The 17,568-nt window shown below is 46.6% G+C and carries 16 protein-coding genes; 5 read left to right on the top strand and 11 right to left on the bottom strand.

Features of this window, described 5'->3' with window-relative positions; all coding sequences use genetic code 11:
- Window positions 1-207: 207 nt before the first annotated feature.
- The 7 genes from CSV76_RS06815 to CSV76_RS06780 all read right to left on the bottom strand — a co-directional run bounded on the left by CSV76_RS06815 (window position 208) and on the right by CSV76_RS06780 (window position 9,732).
- Window positions 208-1,383: a S41 family peptidase gene (locus CSV76_RS06815; RefSeq protein ID WP_099625067.1), complete on the bottom strand. Its 1,176-nt coding sequence runs from the start codon at window positions 1,381-1,383 to the stop codon at window positions 208-210.
- 90 nt (window positions 1,384-1,473) lie between these two features.
- Entirely contained in the window at window positions 1,474-2,739 is a 1,266-nt protein-coding gene (locus CSV76_RS06810; RefSeq protein ID WP_099625066.1) for a CAP and S-layer homology domain-containing protein, read from the bottom strand.
- A gap of 495 nt (window positions 2,740-3,234) precedes the next feature.
- Window positions 3,235-4,122: a nuclease-related domain-containing protein gene (locus CSV76_RS06805; protein ID WP_255406934.1), complete on the bottom strand. Its 888-nt coding sequence runs from the start codon at window positions 4,120-4,122 to the stop codon at window positions 3,235-3,237.
- A gap of 1,040 nt (window positions 4,123-5,162) precedes the next feature.
- Complete coding sequence (locus CSV76_RS06800) at window positions 5,163-7,055, bottom strand: HlyD family secretion protein (protein WP_099625064.1); 1,893 nt, start codon at window positions 7,053-7,055, stop codon at window positions 5,163-5,165.
- Between the two features lies 1 nt (window position 7,056).
- Window positions 7,057-7,779 (bottom strand): hypothetical protein, encoded by a 723-nt coding sequence (locus CSV76_RS06795; RefSeq protein WP_099625063.1) that lies wholly within the window; start codon window positions 7,777-7,779, stop codon window positions 7,057-7,059.
- A gap of 1,001 nt (window positions 7,780-8,780) precedes the next feature.
- On the bottom strand, window positions 8,781-9,230 hold the full coding sequence (locus tag CSV76_RS06785; RefSeq protein WP_085428178.1) for a transcriptional regulator: 450 nt from the start codon (window positions 9,228-9,230) through the stop codon (window positions 8,781-8,783).
- 157 nt (window positions 9,231-9,387) lie between these two features.
- Window positions 9,388-9,732, bottom strand: coding sequence for a hypothetical protein (locus tag CSV76_RS06780; protein WP_099625061.1), 345 nt, complete (start codon window positions 9,730-9,732; stop codon window positions 9,388-9,390).
- A gap of 156 nt (window positions 9,733-9,888) precedes the next feature.
- Between CSV76_RS06780 and CSV76_RS06775 the strand changes: the two genes are divergently transcribed.
- From CSV76_RS06775 to CSV76_RS06765, 3 genes are all read left to right on the top strand, one after another.
- Window positions 9,889-10,314, top strand: coding sequence for a helix-turn-helix domain-containing protein (locus CSV76_RS06775; protein ID WP_143560351.1), 426 nt, complete (start codon window positions 9,889-9,891; stop codon window positions 10,312-10,314).
- A 90-nt stretch (window positions 10,315-10,404) separates the two neighbouring features.
- Window positions 10,405-11,979, top strand: a complete 1,575-nt coding sequence (locus CSV76_RS06770; RefSeq protein WP_099625059.1) for a hypothetical protein — start codon at window positions 10,405-10,407, stop codon at window positions 11,977-11,979.
- Window positions 11,976-14,717 carry a DEAD/DEAH box helicase gene (locus CSV76_RS06765; RefSeq protein ID WP_099625058.1) on the top strand — a complete coding sequence of 914 codons (2,742 nt, stop codon included), beginning with the start codon at window positions 11,976-11,978 and terminating at the stop codon, window positions 14,715-14,717. Before CSV76_RS06770 ends, CSV76_RS06765 begins: the two co-directional genes overlap by 4 nt.
- Before the next feature lie 37 nt (window positions 14,718-14,754).
- On the opposite strand, the gene CSV76_RS17530 is transcribed toward CSV76_RS06765, so the two are convergent.
- Both CSV76_RS17530 and CSV76_RS06760 read right to left on the bottom strand, forming a co-directional pair.
- Window positions 14,755-14,913, bottom strand: a complete 159-nt coding sequence (locus CSV76_RS17530; protein WP_199173040.1) for a hypothetical protein — start codon at window positions 14,911-14,913, stop codon at window positions 14,755-14,757.
- 336 nt (window positions 14,914-15,249) lie between these two features.
- Complete coding sequence (locus tag CSV76_RS06760; protein WP_233204425.1) at window positions 15,250-15,654, bottom strand: single-stranded DNA-binding protein; 405 nt, start codon at window positions 15,652-15,654, stop codon at window positions 15,250-15,252.
- Window positions 15,655-15,907: 253 nt separating this feature from the next.
- Between CSV76_RS06760 and CSV76_RS06755 the strand changes: the two genes are divergently transcribed.
- Together CSV76_RS06755 and CSV76_RS17950 are read left to right on the top strand one after the other, a co-directional pair.
- The gene (locus tag CSV76_RS06755) at window positions 15,908-16,360 is read left to right on the top strand and encodes a YwpF family protein (protein WP_085428172.1); all 453 of its coding nucleotides are present in this window, start codon (window positions 15,908-15,910) and stop codon (window positions 16,358-16,360) included.
- A gap of 99 nt (window positions 16,361-16,459) precedes the next feature.
- Window positions 16,460-16,951: an alanine-zipper protein gene (locus tag CSV76_RS17950; RefSeq protein ID WP_369823303.1), complete on the top strand. Its 492-nt coding sequence runs from the start codon at window positions 16,460-16,462 to the stop codon at window positions 16,949-16,951.
- Here CSV76_RS17950 and CSV76_RS17525 read toward each other — a convergent pair.
- Both CSV76_RS17525 and CSV76_RS06745 read right to left on the bottom strand, forming a co-directional pair.
- A complete protein-coding gene (locus CSV76_RS17525; RefSeq protein WP_199173045.1) occupies window positions 16,915-17,124 on the bottom strand; it encodes a hypothetical protein in 210 nt (69 codons plus the stop codon). The genes CSV76_RS17950 and CSV76_RS17525 overlap by 37 nt on opposite strands.
- Window positions 17,121-17,501: a hypothetical protein gene (locus tag CSV76_RS06745; RefSeq protein ID WP_099625055.1), complete on the bottom strand. Its 381-nt coding sequence runs from the start codon at window positions 17,499-17,501 to the stop codon at window positions 17,121-17,123. The genes CSV76_RS17525 and CSV76_RS06745 overlap by 4 nt, the downstream gene beginning before the upstream one ends.
- Window positions 17,502-17,568 lie beyond the last annotated feature (67 nt).

The raw sequence follows: 17,568 nt of genomic DNA, 5'->3' as shown, positions 1-17,568 counted from the left end.
AATCCAAAAGAATACCCAGTGGATCGTAAGCGGAAGGCGGGGACTCCCGATGGATCAGCGAAAGCCTTGAGACCCTGGACGGAGCGAAGCGTAGGAAGCGGCTCAAGCCGAGCCCATGGGAAAGCGTCCGCCTGCAGCGTCGATCCACGTTGCCTTCCCCTTCACTCCATTTACCAAGTATACCAACTTCTCTTCCTCATCACCAATTTATTTAGCTCGTGCCTGAACGGTATAAGGCGTATACGTTCCATTCACTACATTCAACCCGTTAACCCCTTTGATTCCCGGGTGGACGATGAGCATATACTCCGCTCCAAGCGCCATAGGTTTCGCCGGCTGGATCGTCATCGTTTTATCATTGCTAGCTTTTTTAGTTGTTTGTATAGAGACGCTTCCGAACTTCACAAGTTCCATCTTGTTGAAATCTTTCGCAGGACCGAAGTTCATCTTCTGTGTAAACTCTACATTAAACACCTTCGACTGCGGTACACCAGTTGGTCCTTTGACGAACTTGTAGCCTTGCGAGATCAGATCAGAAGTGACGAGGCGTTTATGCATGCCTGATTGCTCTGTTCCTGGCTTCATGCTGATGTTCGGATTCACACCTTTATGTTGTACAGGTGTTCCTTTAGGTCCTGTGTAGTGACCTGTTGTTAACTTCAGCGCACCACCGTTTTCTAATTCAAATAACGACTGGACGCTACCTTTGCCTTTTGTCGTCTCCCCTACTACGTTCGCAGCGCTTTGATCCTTCAGGCTAACTGCAACGATTTCAGATGCTGATGCCGAGTAGCGGTTAACGAGTACGTATGTGTCTGCAGGGAATTTATTCTTCGCAGGAATAACTTTCCCTACCTGTGTGCCCTCGCGCGTTTGCAATTGGTATGCTTCTTTTACTTTCGGAAAGAAGCCTAGTAATTGTTCTGCACTTTCGACATAACCGCCACCGTTAAAGCGCAAATCCAGAACGAGTTTCTCAGCGCCTTGGCTTTTTAATTGACTCCAATGGTTGTTGACGTCGTCAAGCAAATGCGCAGAGAACGTTTTGATCTTTAGATAACCGACGTTGCCATACATCATATGCGATTGGACGTTATCCAGATTGTACGGTGCTGCCACAGCCGCGACTTGCGCAGGTGCTTTAGCGCTTGCGTATTGATTGAGATAATCAGTATATTCAGCAGGCGTCATATAGACCGAGTATTCGTCAAGCTGTCGAACGACTTCTGTGACGTTTCTTGCTTTATGAAGATTAGTTGGCTGTTCGCCGTAATAGTACAATTCGACAATTTCCTTTACTTCGTCGAGAGTCGCGGCTTCTGTAGCGGGTGTCACATAGAGCCAAGCAAAAACAGCTACTAGTGCAAATAGAGTTTGTTTCATTGCGCTTCCTCCTTTATTCGGTCGGGCTTGGTAAATGTATGTATCTTTTCACTATACCCTAAACACCGGTGGTTAAGCGGCTAACTATAATTATTTTTTCGAATATAGTGTGACCCAATAAATTTTACCATTTTTATCTTGAGCTGTGCCTGCGCCAATATGCGTAAATATCGGACTCATTAAGTTTTCTTTATGCGACGGAGAGTTATACCAGTCATTGGTGATGACTAGCGCATCAGTATACCCCTCGCCAAGGTTCTCACCAAAAGCCAACCAATTATAATCAAACTTCTTAAGCATCTCTTCTGCCGTACCATATGTCGGCGTAATATGTGACAATTCCCCAAGCTTCACCAAATCTTCTGCCCGTGCGCTAGCTATTCGGTTGAGCGCAGGATCTGCCGACAACGCTTTAACATCAGCATTCGTCCGTTTCATGTTGACCGCTATAATAGACTGCGCCGCAAGTGATGGTTGTTCAGGTGCTGGCTTTGGTGGTTCTGGTTTAGGCTTCGGCGGCTCTGGTTTTGGTGCTGGTGGTACTGGTGTCGGTTTTGGCGGAACAGGTTTTGGCGGTTCCGGCTTAGGCTTCGGTGGCACTGGTTTTGGTTTCTCTGGTGCTGGCTTTTGATTATCAGGATTCGGCTTGATCAGATTTTTGTTCTGATCGACATAGCCTTTCTTTTGATTGTCATACGTAATCAGACCTTTTTTACGATTTTCGTCGAATTGCATCGTTCTATAGAGGAATGCTGCCATTTGACCACGCGTGACCGGCTCATTCGGATTAAATTTCCCACCCGGTCGCGTCGTCGTAATATTGAGTTCCGCGATCGTAATAATATATTCATATGCGCCACTGCTCTTTTTGACATCATCAAAGATAATGAAGTCGTTGTCGTCGGTAACGATATGATAGCCAAGAACTAGCAGCTTCGCCATTTGTCCGCGAGTCAACGGTTTATTCGGATTGAACTTTTCCGCGTTCTTAAATAGTCCCCGCTGCGTCAATGCACGGATATGATCATATGACCCGTTGTCTTCGGTAACATCCTTAAAGTCTATTTTATACGCATGGCTCGGCTTCGCTCCAATAGAAACCGCTATCATTTTGGCCGCCTGAGCACGCGTGACAGGTTTGTTCAGGCGATATGTATTGTCGGCATACCCTTTGATAATTTCATTGGCAGCCATATAGGTGACGGCATCGTAAGCATAATGTTTCTCCGGCACATCTTTGAATGTAACGGGTTTAGCCGCCTCCACTGGTGTCGGCGTAGCCACTCCTGTCGCAGATACCGCAACTGTCATAGCTATAGTACTTAAGAATAACTTTTTGTTACTTAATAGATTCATATAAACGTCCCCCTTTTGTTAAAAGTATACGGTATTTCACTGGTGTTTTGGTAGGGATTTTGTAGTATTTGCTAGAGTTTTATGATTCTTTATAGGTTTATGGTGTTAGTGGCGTAATGGCCTATGAGCGGTGGTGGGAGTTCTATGAGCACTTAGGCCGTGCGATAGAGCGGCCAGAGACGCTAATAGAGCACTCACAAGTCTGGATAGAGCGCCCAACCACGTAGATAGAGCACTCAGACACGAACATTGAGCAAGTCACCTTACCACGCCCCGTCCCGCGCTCCATCTCGGGCTATGAGCGGTTACTTGGCTTCTATGATCGGATTACGCGCCCCATAGAGCGGTCGCGTAACTTCTATGATCACTCAAAGACTCTGATAGAGCGGCCACACTATAAGTATGATCGGTTAGGCGGTTTCATTGAGCATTCATATAATCCAATTATCATGAAAAACCAGCGGTTGGGTAATATACGCGCTGGTTTTTAGGTATTTAAAGAGACAATTCACGGATTTTAAGAAGTTGTGGGGAGAGCTGATATGTGGCGTGCCGCTTGATTCCAGACATTTCTGTATAGGAGTTCGCAAGCATCCGCTTGGCTATGTGACGCGAGGAGATGTTTGCAAAATGGCGGAATTGCTTATTGGTTAGTTGGCCGCCGCTAATACAGTACCACTCCGCAAGCGTCGCATGATGAGCATGGCGATCACGATGGCCGCACGCACGACATTGCCAACTTCTGGTCCGCCACAACATCGTTAGCTGCTGGCAATTTGTGCACGCGACACCGGTTGCCAGATCTTTGATAGAAAGCCCATACTTTTCAATCAGCGGGAACGGATCGTACTGGCGATGTGCTTTCATGAGTTCATTTGCCAATCTCTTGATCTGGTCCGCGGTCAATAATTCCTCTTTCATTTCCATATTTCGAAGACGATTCGGAATTTCATAGGAGAATACCAGACGGTGGGATGATGTGTTTTCTATGGTGAGTTCATTTTGGTAGGCGAAGACGATGTAGTCAATGAGCGGAATTTCGAGGTTACGCGCTTGCAGCCAGCTAGTGAGATAGTGTTTCTTGCGCTCCATTTCTTCAATCGGACTTCGCAAAACGGTGCGTTCACCGCCAACTGATTCACGAATAAACTGGGTAGGATTTTGTTTAATATGCAGCTTGCCGGCCATGTTCTTGATTTCAAACAACACGATAGCACTCGGCGTAATGAGGATAGAATCGATTTGGAAGTAAGCATGTTCGTGTTTCAGGAATACGTCGTGGAGAATTGCATGTGGATACGGCGGGATAAAATCGCGTAGCTGGTAGTCGAATTCCCTTTCGCCGCCAAAGCCTGCTTTACCGTTGTAGAAATCGTTGCGAATTTTCTCGTACTTCTCGTGATCAACTGGCAGGCGTTTCAGTAATACTTGTTGACCGATGATTAACTTGGGGATGGTACGTGTTTTGTAGATTATGTGGTTTCACTTCCTTTGTTTTATGTGTTTATTGTAGCAAGAGATGCATGGAGTTGGAAGGTTATGGATGAAATTGAATTTCGGTGTGCTTTTTAGGAGGGAAATTGAGTTTTGAGGTCGATTTGATGGAGGAAAATGAGTTTCCGCTGTCTGTTTCTTGGAGTTTGGGAGGATTTTTGTTAAAAACGTTACTTTAGTCGTATTTTTTCTGTGATGCTATGAGCGGTCAAACGGCCGAATAGATCACTCAGCCACCTGAATAGAGCGCTCGCGTGGCCAGATAGATCACTTTAATCCCGACATAGAGCAGATAACGGCTTGCATAGAGCACTCAACGCATTTCTATGAGCGCGACCCACTTTCACTTCACTCCGCCAGCGAACAGTTACGCTATGAGCGGTCAAACGGCCGAATAGATCACTCAACCACCTGAATAGAGCGCTCACGTGGCCAGATAGATCACTTAAACCACTGCATAGAGCGAATAACAGCCGACATAGAGCACTCAACGCACTTCTATGAGCGCGACCCACTTTCACTTCGCCCCGCTAGCAAACTTTTACGCTATGAGCGGTCAAACGGCCGAATAGATCACTCAACCACCTTGATAGAGCGTTCACGCGGCTGGATAGAGCACTTAAAACTCGGCATAGAGCGAATAACAGCCTGCATAGAGCATTCAACGCACTTCTATGAGCGCGACCCACTTTCACTTCACCCCGCTAGCAAACATCTACGCTATGAGCGGTCAAACGGCCGAATAGATCACTCAGCCACCCAGATAGAGCACTCGCGTGGCCACATAGAGCACTTAAACCACGGTATAGAGCAGATAACGGCTTACATAGAGCACTCAACGCACTTCTATGAGCGGCGACGCCCGACGCCCCCCCCCACCCAACTCCCCCACAAAAAACAAAAAAACTGCCCAATTAAGGGCAGTTTTTTCATCGTTTAATTAAATAACGTACATAGTTTTGCCAAGGAGTCGTTTTCCACTGCTGCCATTCCGGTAAATAAAGCGGAAGTGGATGGAAGACTGATTGATTTTCAAGACTACTATCCAAATCATCGCTATGCAGTGCAACCATTCCAGGTTCGATGCCCATTGTCAGAACAGAGCGATCAAGAGAAGTAAATGGTGCTTCGACTACGTTCTGAACTGCTCGTCCATTACTATCTAGTGTCCATGCCTTCGCTGCATTTTGGTATTTATCTGTCAACCAGTTCGTTTTAATACTAACTGCTTGATTGGCTTCATTCGTTTGAATGAACGTATTAACGTTCGTGCCGAATGGTAAATCCATTTGCTCGTCGTATGGCGCGACGACCACTTCGTAATACGCTAATGGATTTTCTTTTTGTGTGTTGCCTAGCGCTTTATACGCTTGTAGCCACTGATCGTCTTTCGCAGGCACTTTGGATACCGATACGACGACTCCGTTAATTGTGGAGATCTCGTTCGGGTAATCCGGTGTGATGCGCTCTTGGATTTCGGCTAGTTTCTTTTCTTTGTTTGTTAATGCAGGCTTTCCTTCAGGTGATTCATTCACTTCCGGATTGGAAATGGTTCCATCAGGGTTCGTAATTGTACCATCCGGGTTCGTTGTACTGCCGTCTGGATTCGTTGTTATGCCATCAGGATTCGGCGTACCTTCAGGAGTTGCATCCGGATTTGTTGTACCATCCGTGTTCGAAGTACCTGGCGTTGATGTCTCCGTATTCGGTGTTGTTTCTGTGCCTGAGTTGTTACTGTTTGAATTATCGATGCTGCTATCCGGCGTGTCCGTAGACCCGTCTGGATTACCGGATGTGCCGTCGAAGTTCTCATCAGGACTTGGACTTGTCGTGTTCGGATTCGTTCCAGAATTACTATCTGACTTAACAGCCGGTGGTTCCGGATCTGTTCCGTCGATTTCCGTTTTCGGATCGTCGTACGGTACAGTGCTCGGTGGAACTCCGTCAGCAGATAGAGACGCTACTGCTTTGCCTTTTTCGCTACCGATTCCATCTTCCGCATTCTCCGGTTCTTCGATTTCCTGAGCCGGATCAACTTTCGGAGTAAATGGTGTTTGGATCGAGTCGTGCTGGATTGTTACCGGCGCGCCTGTTTCTACGTTTGGCCATTCGTTGTCGAGAACGTACGTGACAATCGTCTGGTCCGTGCTGTAAATATCGATGGACGGTGCCTCGCTATCGCGTTTGATTGCGACGACATAGCCATTTACCGGGCTTGTCAATGCAGATTCATTCGGCACTTCTGCGAGTTTCGCTTCGACTAGTGCTATTTTCTTCTGCACTTCTGCGAGGTCACGCTCCGCTTCCGCAATCGCTTGCGCAAACGTGCCGTCGCCTTTGACTTCAATGCCTACGTTCAAATTCACACGCACTTTTTTCTCGTCATTTGTATCATAATAATCACTGTCGTTTTTCGAACCGCCCGCTGAGGACTTGTCATACTCCAGATTACTGATCGTTTGCGAAATCGAAGACGACTGATTTTGCAACGCGGATAGTTCCGACTCTAATTCATTGCGCTTCGAATCGATATGATCCATTTTCAATGAAGCAAGCTCTGTTCCGAAGTCCACGGTCTCGCCTTCTTGAACGAGCCACGAATCAATTGTCTGGTCGTCTTTCAGGTAGATCGTTTGCAACTCTTTCGGCGAAATAAATCCTTCTTTGTCGAGCTCTTTTTTGTAATCATCCGCAGCCAACCGTTCGTACTCGCTGACGTATTGTGCTTTCGGAATGACACTTTTTTCATCAAACATCAATAACATATTGAGTGCCAGAAACGCTGTAACGAGGACCGTCACGATGATATTTTGTGCTTTCATCTTATAGTCCTCCAATCATTAACAAGTTCAACATTTTTTCGATTGGAACAAAACCGACTGCGGCCGTGATCAATGCAAAAATAATTTGCAATGCGATCAACATCCACAATGCGTTCTTGCGGATCCCTTTATGCTCCACCACTTCTTCACCGACAAGTGACGTTTCCACTTTCGAGAAGCTAATAAAGCGATACTGGATCGCGATAATCAAAGCGGAGAAAATCGTTAGTTGATTGACAAAAAGAATGATGTACCAATTTTCCAAGAATGTTACCGCGAGTGGTCCGAATGAAAGAATCGAAACCGCTGCCGTTTTTCCAGCAACCGCGAAAACAAGGAAGTTGATAAGTTTTTCAAATAGCAATAACCCAGTAACCACCAATTGCAACTTCAGCAATGGCTTGAACGGAATTTTCGTAAGCATGCTCAAAATCCATGCGACGCCCCAGAAATGGAACGACATATAGATCATGGCCCAAAGTATGGCGCCCACTAATGCGGTGATGCGGCCGATCGTGAATTCATCGAGCGAACCGTTCGCCAAGATATACGTCATCGTGCCTGTGTTCATGCCCCACATATCGCGGAGGACGAACAGGATGATGCCCAAAATGAATACGCTAAACACACGGCGTTTGAACCCATTGACAGTGCCTTGCCCTATTTCAACGGCAAGTCGGTCAGGATAAACGAGTGAACGCCAGTAACCGTAAGTAGAATACATATGTACTTCTCCTTTGCCTCCAACTTATTCGACTGATTATATCAGTTTCTATCTCTCTTACTTTATCAAAAAATGACGAATTTGCAATGAATGTAGTGTTTGTTTTGGAAATTGATAGGTTGGTTGGGGGGAAAGAGGCTAAAAATGGAGAGTGAATTAGGGGAGTGCATGGGATTTCCGCTCCAGGTGGGGGACGCTTTCTGGAGGGCGGGCGGTGAACCACACCCCTCGCTATGCTCGCTGGGTGTTTCACCTGTCACCCTGATCCTCCCAGAGTCGCCCCCATCTTCCGCTGCAATCCTACTTTTATGGTGGGTGGAGTTAGATCGTTTTCTTGCGATAGTGTGTGAACTAGTACTGTTTTTGAACTTAGTTAAGTTCTAGTTCTAGTGCACTTCTAAATAATTACAACCCTAACTTTAATGACATCTAAAAGTATCCCCCACTCACACTGCAAGGGATTGGAGCGGCAGGCGGCGACTTCCGATGGATCAGCCCGATCAGGTGAGACAACTAAAGGAACGCAGTGACTAGTTGGCTCACCGCGGGCCCATGGGAAAGCGTCCGCCTAGAGCGAAGGCCGTAGCGAAGTACGGCCTTTGCGAGCATAAGCGAAGCGTTGGGAGCACATCTTTGCACTTGAAATCCCTCCCCCTACCCTCTGCCAGCCTTTACCTGTTAAAAACCCCCTAGTCCATTAGATTCATTTAGTTATCTGAATGTTTCCAATCTAAAGAATTAGTCTATAATAGGAAGTAATAGGGTCCTGTGACTCTAATTACAAGAGGAGTGATGAGCGATGAACTTGGACAAGACAATTGAGTTTACATGGCAAGACTTTGCACTAGGCCTTGGTGGATCAGGACTATTCGTACTAGCGCTCCATTTCCTAACACTATGACAACCAAACGAACAAAGCATCCCACATAAAAACACCTCAACTTCGACGCACACGCATGTGCTTTTCGACTGAGGTGTTTTTTAACGCGTCATAGTGATGATCAAATCATTCGCAGTCCTTCCATCAACTCCTTAAACAAGAGCTGGTTTTTCGTTTCGAGTGCGTAGTCTACCATTCGTTCCCAATTATCCCGTTCCAACTTCTCAACCAAACCGTCTGCTTCACGCATGTACTCCTCCTGTAGATGGCCTTCCAATCCCATCGCTCCTTCGAGTATAGTCGACAAATGCAAATGTAAATCGGAAACTAGCAGTAATTGATAAAGCGGGAGCCGTATAAACCGGTTTCCTCGTTGAAAGACAAATACCTCTCCTAAGTTTTCTATCTGCAGACTCTTCGTGTTGACGACGATTTCCTTCCCCTCTGCCGGTACGAATTGGAACACCTCATCATTTCGCTTAATAGAGAAATATTGATAAGCGAATACAAGGCGTAAGTTGAACTCTTCCTTCCTGGTATAAAATGGCTTGATCCGCTGTATAACTAGCATATCTTCCCCCTCCTCTTCATTTGTTTGAATTTTCCGATTATTAATAATATATCACAACAAAGAGGATTTTGTGCATGATATGAGTCGGAAACCTTCTAATATACCAAGAGAATTTTTCAGATAGCGGTCATAGTGGCGAATCACGCCGTTGATTGGGTTATTCGTCAGGCCCTACGAGAAAAGTTTTGGACATAGGATGATATTCGATGTTCTCTTTTTTCAATTGTTCGAGCAATTCTTTGCTCGCATCCACATTCGTTTTCTCATAGGAAAAGATAATTTGATTAGCATCATAATAGATGACGACTTGTTCGAAAATCATCTCGTCACGTGTGATGCCATACAAATACGAAACTCTTCCACTTGGATCGTGGATGGACTTTTCGCAATACTGTTCAAGAGAATGAAAGAAGCATGGTTCACCTGCTATGACCGGTTCAGGCGTTTTGGAGCGAGACTGTAATTGTGGAACGTGTAAGGTCAATTGCACTTTTTCTATCACATTCGCCTACTTTCTACTTTTTATTCATTATCTTCTCATATCCTTTTGAATAAATTTATTAATTGTCATTACGTCAATTCGAATTGCTTAAATGACAATTAATCAAAATGACGGACCCTTTTCTTATAAGATGGCGAGAAAAAATGGGTGATGAAAATGAGTTTCGGAACACAGTTGAAAGAATATCGGGATGAGTATTTACACATCTCTCAGAAGCAGATGGCAGAGGATCTCGGAGTGGATGGCGCAACGATGTCGAGGTATGAATCGGACATACGCGGCTTTCCAATTTATTTAATTCCACGGATCAAGGAAACGTATAATATCCCGGACGATGTATTGCTTGCGATGATTATGGATAAGCCGTTAAAGTCATTGCGCCCTCTTTCCAATCGAACGCTTGATAGTACCGCCACATACGAAAAAGGGTTTATTGCGCAATATGGATCGCTGATTGAAAATGAGCCATTGCTGAAAGAATTTATTTTACAGGTCGATTCATTGGACCACGAAAACCGCCAGTTGTTGCTGTCAGGCATGTTGAACCTCATGCAGCTAATCCATAATCAATCGGGTAAATGAAATCTGAATCTTATTAAGCTCCTCAAGTTGTGGTAAAACATTGATAAAAACGGTATAATAGGAGGAATGCTTAAGTAAGGAGTGGATTCGGTGGCCATCACTATTGAACGAATCGCAAATATGCACGAATCGCAAATCGAAGAATTCATGAACCATATTAAACATACATTTCAGCCGTCTGTCCCTGAGCAGGCGGAAATTATACGCAAGGCGGCTTCACTTGTACGTATGAACGCAATTGGTGCGTATCGCTACACGGAAACCGAGCAATCGTTAATGGCAAATATTTCGGGTACCGAGTCTGAATTCGCGCGTCTTTCCTTCCAAACAATGGAACCGTACTGCACATGTGCTGGCGGAGATTGGTGCTCGCATCAGATCGCGGTGGTCTTTCATTTGTATTCGCAGTTTCATTCATTATCCGATTGGCTGAATACGTGGCGCCAGTCAGGAACTGTGCAAACGCAATTATCGATCAGTGAACGGACACCGGAAGCTTGGTTGACTGCATTATCCGCATTAGTGAAGCCGCTCACCGAGTTAAATCCGAGTGACGGACCGACTGGATTCTTGCATTACGCTTCAAAAATCGAACATCAGAAGACGCGGCTTTCTCCTTTTGAATGGGAATGGAAGCCGCTCTTTTCGCTGTACTATCAACTGACACTAATGCGGGCGGCTTGGCCGTTCCTAAAAAATGAACTATCCGCCAATGATTCCTATCATTACGGCAAATGGCAGTTGACGATCTGGCTCAATGAACAGATGTCCGAAATGAAAGCGGGTATTAAGCAACTTAGTTCGAAATCACGTTTATTTGAAACGGACGCCTTCCATACGAAGCTGAAGGATTTAATCCATTCATTCGCAGTAGACGAAGAAGGATTGTTCTCGAAGCGTTTTGAAGCGTTCCGTCTTGTCTATACTGAGCTCTACGAAGACGAAGCGGAATTGACACAAGAAATTGAGCGCTTGGAGAAAGAAACGGCAGAGGATGCGCCGTTATTTCGTGCGTTCCTCTACTTGACGTCAGGTCGCTTTGATGAACTTGATCAGGAGCTGAATAATTTAGATGCAACCGCAGTTCCTCAGTGGTTGGCATTTGCGCTTTATGCGAAGGAAGATGAAGACTTTGATATCGTACAGTCGATCATGCTGAAATTGCTTCCGCATTTGGCCGAGTATTATCAGCAACTGGCAGCGCGTAATCGTTCGGCTTTCGCTGAAGATATTGATGAATTACTGTCACTTTCTGACGTGCCGGAAGAGCAGCGTGATCAATTATTCCAATCGTACGGTCCGGAAGCGAGTCGTGCGTATGGCAAATTTTTATTCGAGCGCAATCGCTACTCAGAATGGGCTGCGCTTATGCATTTGACTCGCGGATCGGTCGATATGATTGACGGCTCGGCGCTAAAGACGGCACTGGCGGAAGATTCACAAGCCGTGTTCCCTCTTATGCATGCGGAGGCCTTGAAATTAGTTAAAGAGAAAAATCGTGATAGCTATCGTCGTGCGGTGCGTTTGTGGAAGCAGATGAAGACCGCTGCGAAGCGCGATGGCCGCAATGAATTTTGGAACCGTTATGTCCATACAGTCCGCCAGCAATTCCCACGTCTGCGTGCACTGATGGAAGAGATGGAGAAAGGAAATCTACTGTTATGACCGATTCGAACATCTTACAACTTTCATTAGAGTTAACGTTACAAGAAGGACAGGATGGCGTGTTCATCGTATCCGCAAATGTCGAAAGAGAAACGCGCAAGATCGACGCGGACATGTTGGTGTCGTATTTATTTTATTCGGATGAACCGACGATGTATGGAATGTTAGTGGAGCAGCGAGATAATTGGCTCGACGTATCGATCGATATGTTGCTGCGCTTGTTTTCGGCTGGCAGTCATCCGTATGTGCAATACTCGGGTGCGACTTCTAATGATGAACAAGTACTGGCAGACATTCGTGAAGCCGCGACGTTGTGGAATGACCCTGCGTTGTTTTCATATGTGGAAGCGACGGAGTCTGGACTGTCGTTTAATCTCGACAAGACCCATTTATCTGAGCAAGCTGGACGCTATATTTCGCTTGCGATGCGCGGACAGTTGGCGACGCTTGGTGTTTCGATGGCGGACTTCCCTGCTTTGTTACCTCACTTCCAGCAGTATGGATGGCCAAATACCGAAAAGTCGAAGTTACCGTTCCGCGTAGCCCTTCGTTTGACGGAGCCGGATATCGATGAAACGGATTGGTTGCTTGAGACGATCTTAATTAGTGATAGAGGGGCGCAATGGTCGCCGGCGATTGGTAAAATTGCAGGCTCGATGGAAAATGCGTTGCCAGCAAAACGCAAGGAGTATGCAGAAGAGATTGAAGAGCGTCAATCCGAGATGGTCGGGATTTTCCGTTCGGTCGAATGGTATGAGCCAAGACAGTTTATGCATGTGCCGTTAAATGATGCGCAAGTGCGGATTTTCATTCAGGAAGATTTGCCGCTTTGTCAGGCGTTTGATTACCCCGTTATATTACCGGCTTGGTTGAAGACGGTGACAGAGACGAAGTTAAAGATTCGTACTTCTGCAGGAATGCAGTCGTATCGTTCGTCAGCCAGTCTTGATCAAGTATTGTCGTTTGATTGGCAGTTTTCATTAGCTGGCGAAAAGATCGATAAAGACCAGTTCCAGAAGATGGTCGATGAGAACCGAGAATATATTCGTGCAGGCGATGAGTGGTTCCATTTGGATCCGGCATGGCTCAAGCGGATTCGTGAGTTGATGGAGCAAGTGGACGACGGCGAGTGGACGGTGAAAGATTTGCTGTTCAATGAAGTGCCGGAAGAGATTGCGCCTTCATTTGAGGAAGAGGAAGAAGACGATCCGCTCGTTGCGTTCTCGATGCAGCAGTCGTTACGTAAAGTGATGAATATGTTGCATGACAAGAAAGGTTTGCCGGCTGTTCCCGTACCTAAAACGTTGCACGCAGAGTTGCGTCCGTATCAGCAGGAAGGTTTCGAGTGGCTTCATTTCATGCGGGATAATAAGTTCGGTGCCGTGCTTGCGGATGATATGGGACTAGGTAAGACTGTGCAGCTCATCGCGTATTTGCTGTATGTGCATGATTTACCGGAAACGGACTCCCCTTCGCTGATCATTTGTCCGACGAGTGTCATGGGCAACTGGCAGAAAGAGCTTGAGCGTTTTGCGCCTTCGCTAACGGTACACGTACATTACGGAACGAATCGTGCGCGCGAGGAACAATTTGCGGATATCATGAGTACGCGTCAAGCGGATATTATTTTGACGACATACGGTACCGCCACACAAGATACTGAGATGCTGTCGGTGTATGAGTTCGCGAATGTGACGATTGATGAAGCGCAAAATATTAAGAACTTGCAGACGAAGCAGTCACGAGCAATTCGCAAGTTGCGCGGTGGACATCATATCGCCTTGACGGGTACGCCCATCGAGAACCGTTTATCGGAGTTATGGGCTATTTTTGATTTCATTCATAAAGGCTATTTCGGCAGTTTCCGTAAATTCAGCGAAGAGTTCATCGTGCCGATCGAGCGAGATGATCTCGAAGCGGAGAAACGGAAATTGCGTGCGCGAATCCAGCCGTTCATGATGCGCCGGACGAAGAATGATCCGGAATTGCGCTTGAACTTGCCAGAGAAGCTCGAGCAAAATGAATATGTACCGCTGACTACTGAGCAAGCTGCATTGTATGAGAGTTTTGTCTCGGAGACGAAGTTCAAACTTGAAACACTGACAGGGTTTGAGCGAAAAGGCTTGATCTTGAAGATGCTCAGTCGTTTGAAGCAGTTATGTAACCATCCAGCATTATTCTTAAAAGAACCGCCAGCCCCTGCTGCCGAGTTGACGAAGCGTTCCAATAAAATGGCACGAATCGTCTCCATGGCAGCGGAGATTGCGGCGAATGGGGAGCAATGCTTAATCTTCACGCAGTACATCGGTATGGGGCAGATGATCCGTCAGTGCTTGTCTGAATTACATGGAATCGACGTGCCGTTCTTGACGGGTAGTATGCCGAAAGGACAGCGTGATGCATTGGTTGAAGCGTTCCAAAACGGGGAATTCCCGATTTTCATCCTGTCGTTGAAAGCTGGGGGCACCGGCTTGAACTTGACACAGGCGAATCACGTATTGCACGCAGACCGCTGGTGGAATCCGGCTGTGGAGAACCAGGCAACGGATCGTGCGTACCGTATCGGGCAGACCAAATTTGTGCATGTGCATAAATTTGTAACGGTCGGGACAATCGAGGAAAAGATTGACGAGATGCTCGTCGAGAAGGCGGCTTTGTCAGCTGATTTGATTCATTCGAGTCAGTGGTTGACGGAACTCAATGATCGAGAGCTCGAGGATTTGCTGACGTTTAATTAATTGAGTGAGACTTGCATCGAACGTGATGCAAGTCTTTTTATTGTGATTTGGAGGGGATGAGGAACGGGTTGGTTTTGATTGTTTCGAGGTAGTTGATGCGCTCGTTCATGTTGGCGATGATACGGATTAGCTGACCGAGCTGGTCTTCTAAGCGCTCGATATCTTGTTTGTGTACAACGGTAGAAGTGGTTGGCATGGGGCTTCTTCCTTTCTATGGGCGGGTATGTATTCCGTCAGTCCGTCTTTTGGAAGTGGTCTCCAGCAAAACGGACGACGGATGAGTTGGCGTAAAATCGATTCAGTTCCTATGCTGAATGTACTCCCGGCATCACAGAGGATCGAGTCCCCACCCGCTCTTGCTTCTGCCGATTAGGTATTGCTAGTTGGCGAATATGCTTGTAGTGTCGTTTCTGTTTTCTCTTTTTTCGTTTCTCTTCAATTGTGTGTTAGCCAATGGATCAGGAGTTGATCAACAGTGGCTGTGTGACGGCGGATCAGCCTTTGTCTCCTCCCCTTTCGTTTTAGGCTGGTGTTAGAAAATTGGAAGTGCGGTTTCTGCTGTTTTCGCTTCTTCAAAACGTTTCGGCTCAGTAGATGAATGCGTTTTCATTTCGGCGTGTTGAGATTTTGGTGACTTTGACAAGAAGCGAACGTCGTTGCACATAACTTCTGTGATGTACACTTTCGACTGATCTTCCCGTTCGTAGTTCCGAGTTTGAATACTTCCACTGACGCCTATGAGTGATCCTTTGCCGCAGTGACGGACTAGGTTTTCGGCGGATCGCCCCCAAACGGAGCACAGCACGAAATCGGTTGCCACTTCTCCGCTGGCGTTTTTGAAGCTGCGATTAATAGCGAGGACGAACGTGGTGTTGACACGTCCAGATGCGTGTTCTTTTAATACGAGGTCTTTGGTGATACGCCCTACTAAAGCCACTTGGTTCAAGAGTTTGTCCCTCCCTTCTTTGTGCTGCCCTTATCGTAATCTACAAAGGGCAGTTCAAGCAAAGTGGCAAAATTGAATTTTGATGCCGTTTTCGTATAGCTTTTTCAATTTTCATTGGACGTGATTTTCGGAGTTTCTTGTGTTGATAAGGTTTCATGTGGATCCTGCGTAATGCATTATTGAATTTTCGAGTATTGTGAGATTTTTATGCTATACTTGGGAAAATTGTACCGAGGTGATAGGATTGAAGACGTTTAAGATGATTTCGGTGGAAGTGATGCAGGAGAATGGTGTGCTTGCGTTTCCACTGTATGACGGGATTATCATCAATCAGGAAAACAGTCATCGTTTGTGGGTTCTTGAGTTGTTCATTGATGCCAAGTATAAGGACATTATGGATAAATGGAAGGTCGAGGAGACGTTGCTGACAGTGCGCGTCGTCATTTCGTATCCCGGCAATGAACCCGCTTCGTTCGATGTGGCGGTAGAAAACTGGAGTCAGATCGGCGACCGGATTTCCGTATTGATGAAGGGTCGTTTGAAGCGCGCCCGTTCGAAATACGCAGAGCATTTGCTTGAGGAGTTGCTGGATGAAGGCTTCGCGGGCGATGCGTTGCTTGAGCAATTCGAGATGGGCATGTGGGATCGACCGAAGTTGAAGCGTGACACGGATCCTGATGAGAAGACGAAGTTGTGATTGTGATTGTGTTTTTGGTGGCTGCCCTTTTTTGGGTGGCTTTTTTTGGTTTTTGGTGGGTTTGGGTGGGTTGGGTGGGTTGTTAGTGCGGATATTGTGATGCTTAGAGCGGGTAGCTCGCTGCTTAGAGCGGATAACTCACCGCTTAGAGCGGATAACGCAACGCTTAGAGCGGATAACGCGCCCCATAGAGCGGATTACACACCGCATAGAGCGGATAACGCGCCACATAGAGTGGATAGCATGCCGCTTAGAGCGGATAACGCACCGCATAGAGCGGATAACGCACCGCATAGAGCGGATAACGCACCGCATAGAGCGGATAACGCACCGCATAGAGCGGATAACGCACCGCATAGAGCGGATAACACGCCACATAGAGCGGATAACTCACCGCTTAGAGCGGATAACTCACCGCTTAGAGCGGATAACGCGCCACATAGAGTGGATAGCATGCCGCTTAGAGCGAATAACTCGCTGCATAGAGCGGGTAACTCACCGCATAGAGCGGGTAACGCACCGCATAGAGCGGATAACGCACCCCATAGAGCGGATTACGCACCCCATAGAGCGGATAACTCAACCCCATAGAGCGGATAACGCGCCCCATAGAGCGGATAACGCGCCACATAGAGCGGATAACTCACCGCATAGAGCGGATAACTCACCGCATTGAGCAAACTAGACAAACCACCAAATCCAAACACACAAAAACGACCCATGCATTCGATATGCAGGGTCGTTTTTATAGTGGCTGGAATCATCGTACTTTACGATCTTCGTCGCGTAGAACGCCGTTTGGAGCAGCGTCGTTGCCGTTCATGTTGCCGTTCAAGTTGTTGTCGTCGCGTGCACCGCGGTTTTCGTTATTGTCATCGAGGAGTTCATCGCGTGTTCTGTCTATCCCTTCGCGTGTATCCTCAATGATACGATCTCCTTCGTCCCTCATGATACCACGGTCATTGTTGTCATCCAGACCGTCAAGATTTGGACCCATACGCTTGTTACCGTTCGGCGTATTGTCGCGTTCCATATCTTGCATCGGCGTTTCGTTGTTGCTTGGAAGTGCGCCGTTGTTCGTGTTACATGCGGTTAGGACGAGTGCAGATGCAAAAACTACCGGCAGAGCTTTTCTGATCATAAAAAAATTCCCTCCTTTTTTACGAGCTATGAACCATACGTATCGGTATGTTCTTCGTTAGCTTGTG

This window comes from Sporosarcina sp. P17b, assembly GCF_002743115.1.
Classification (GTDB): domain Bacteria; phylum Bacillota; class Bacilli; order Bacillales_A; family Planococcaceae; genus Sporosarcina; species Sporosarcina ureae_C.
Note: the sequence above shows the minus strand (reverse complement) of the source record. Positions and strands in the feature narration are given on the sequence as shown.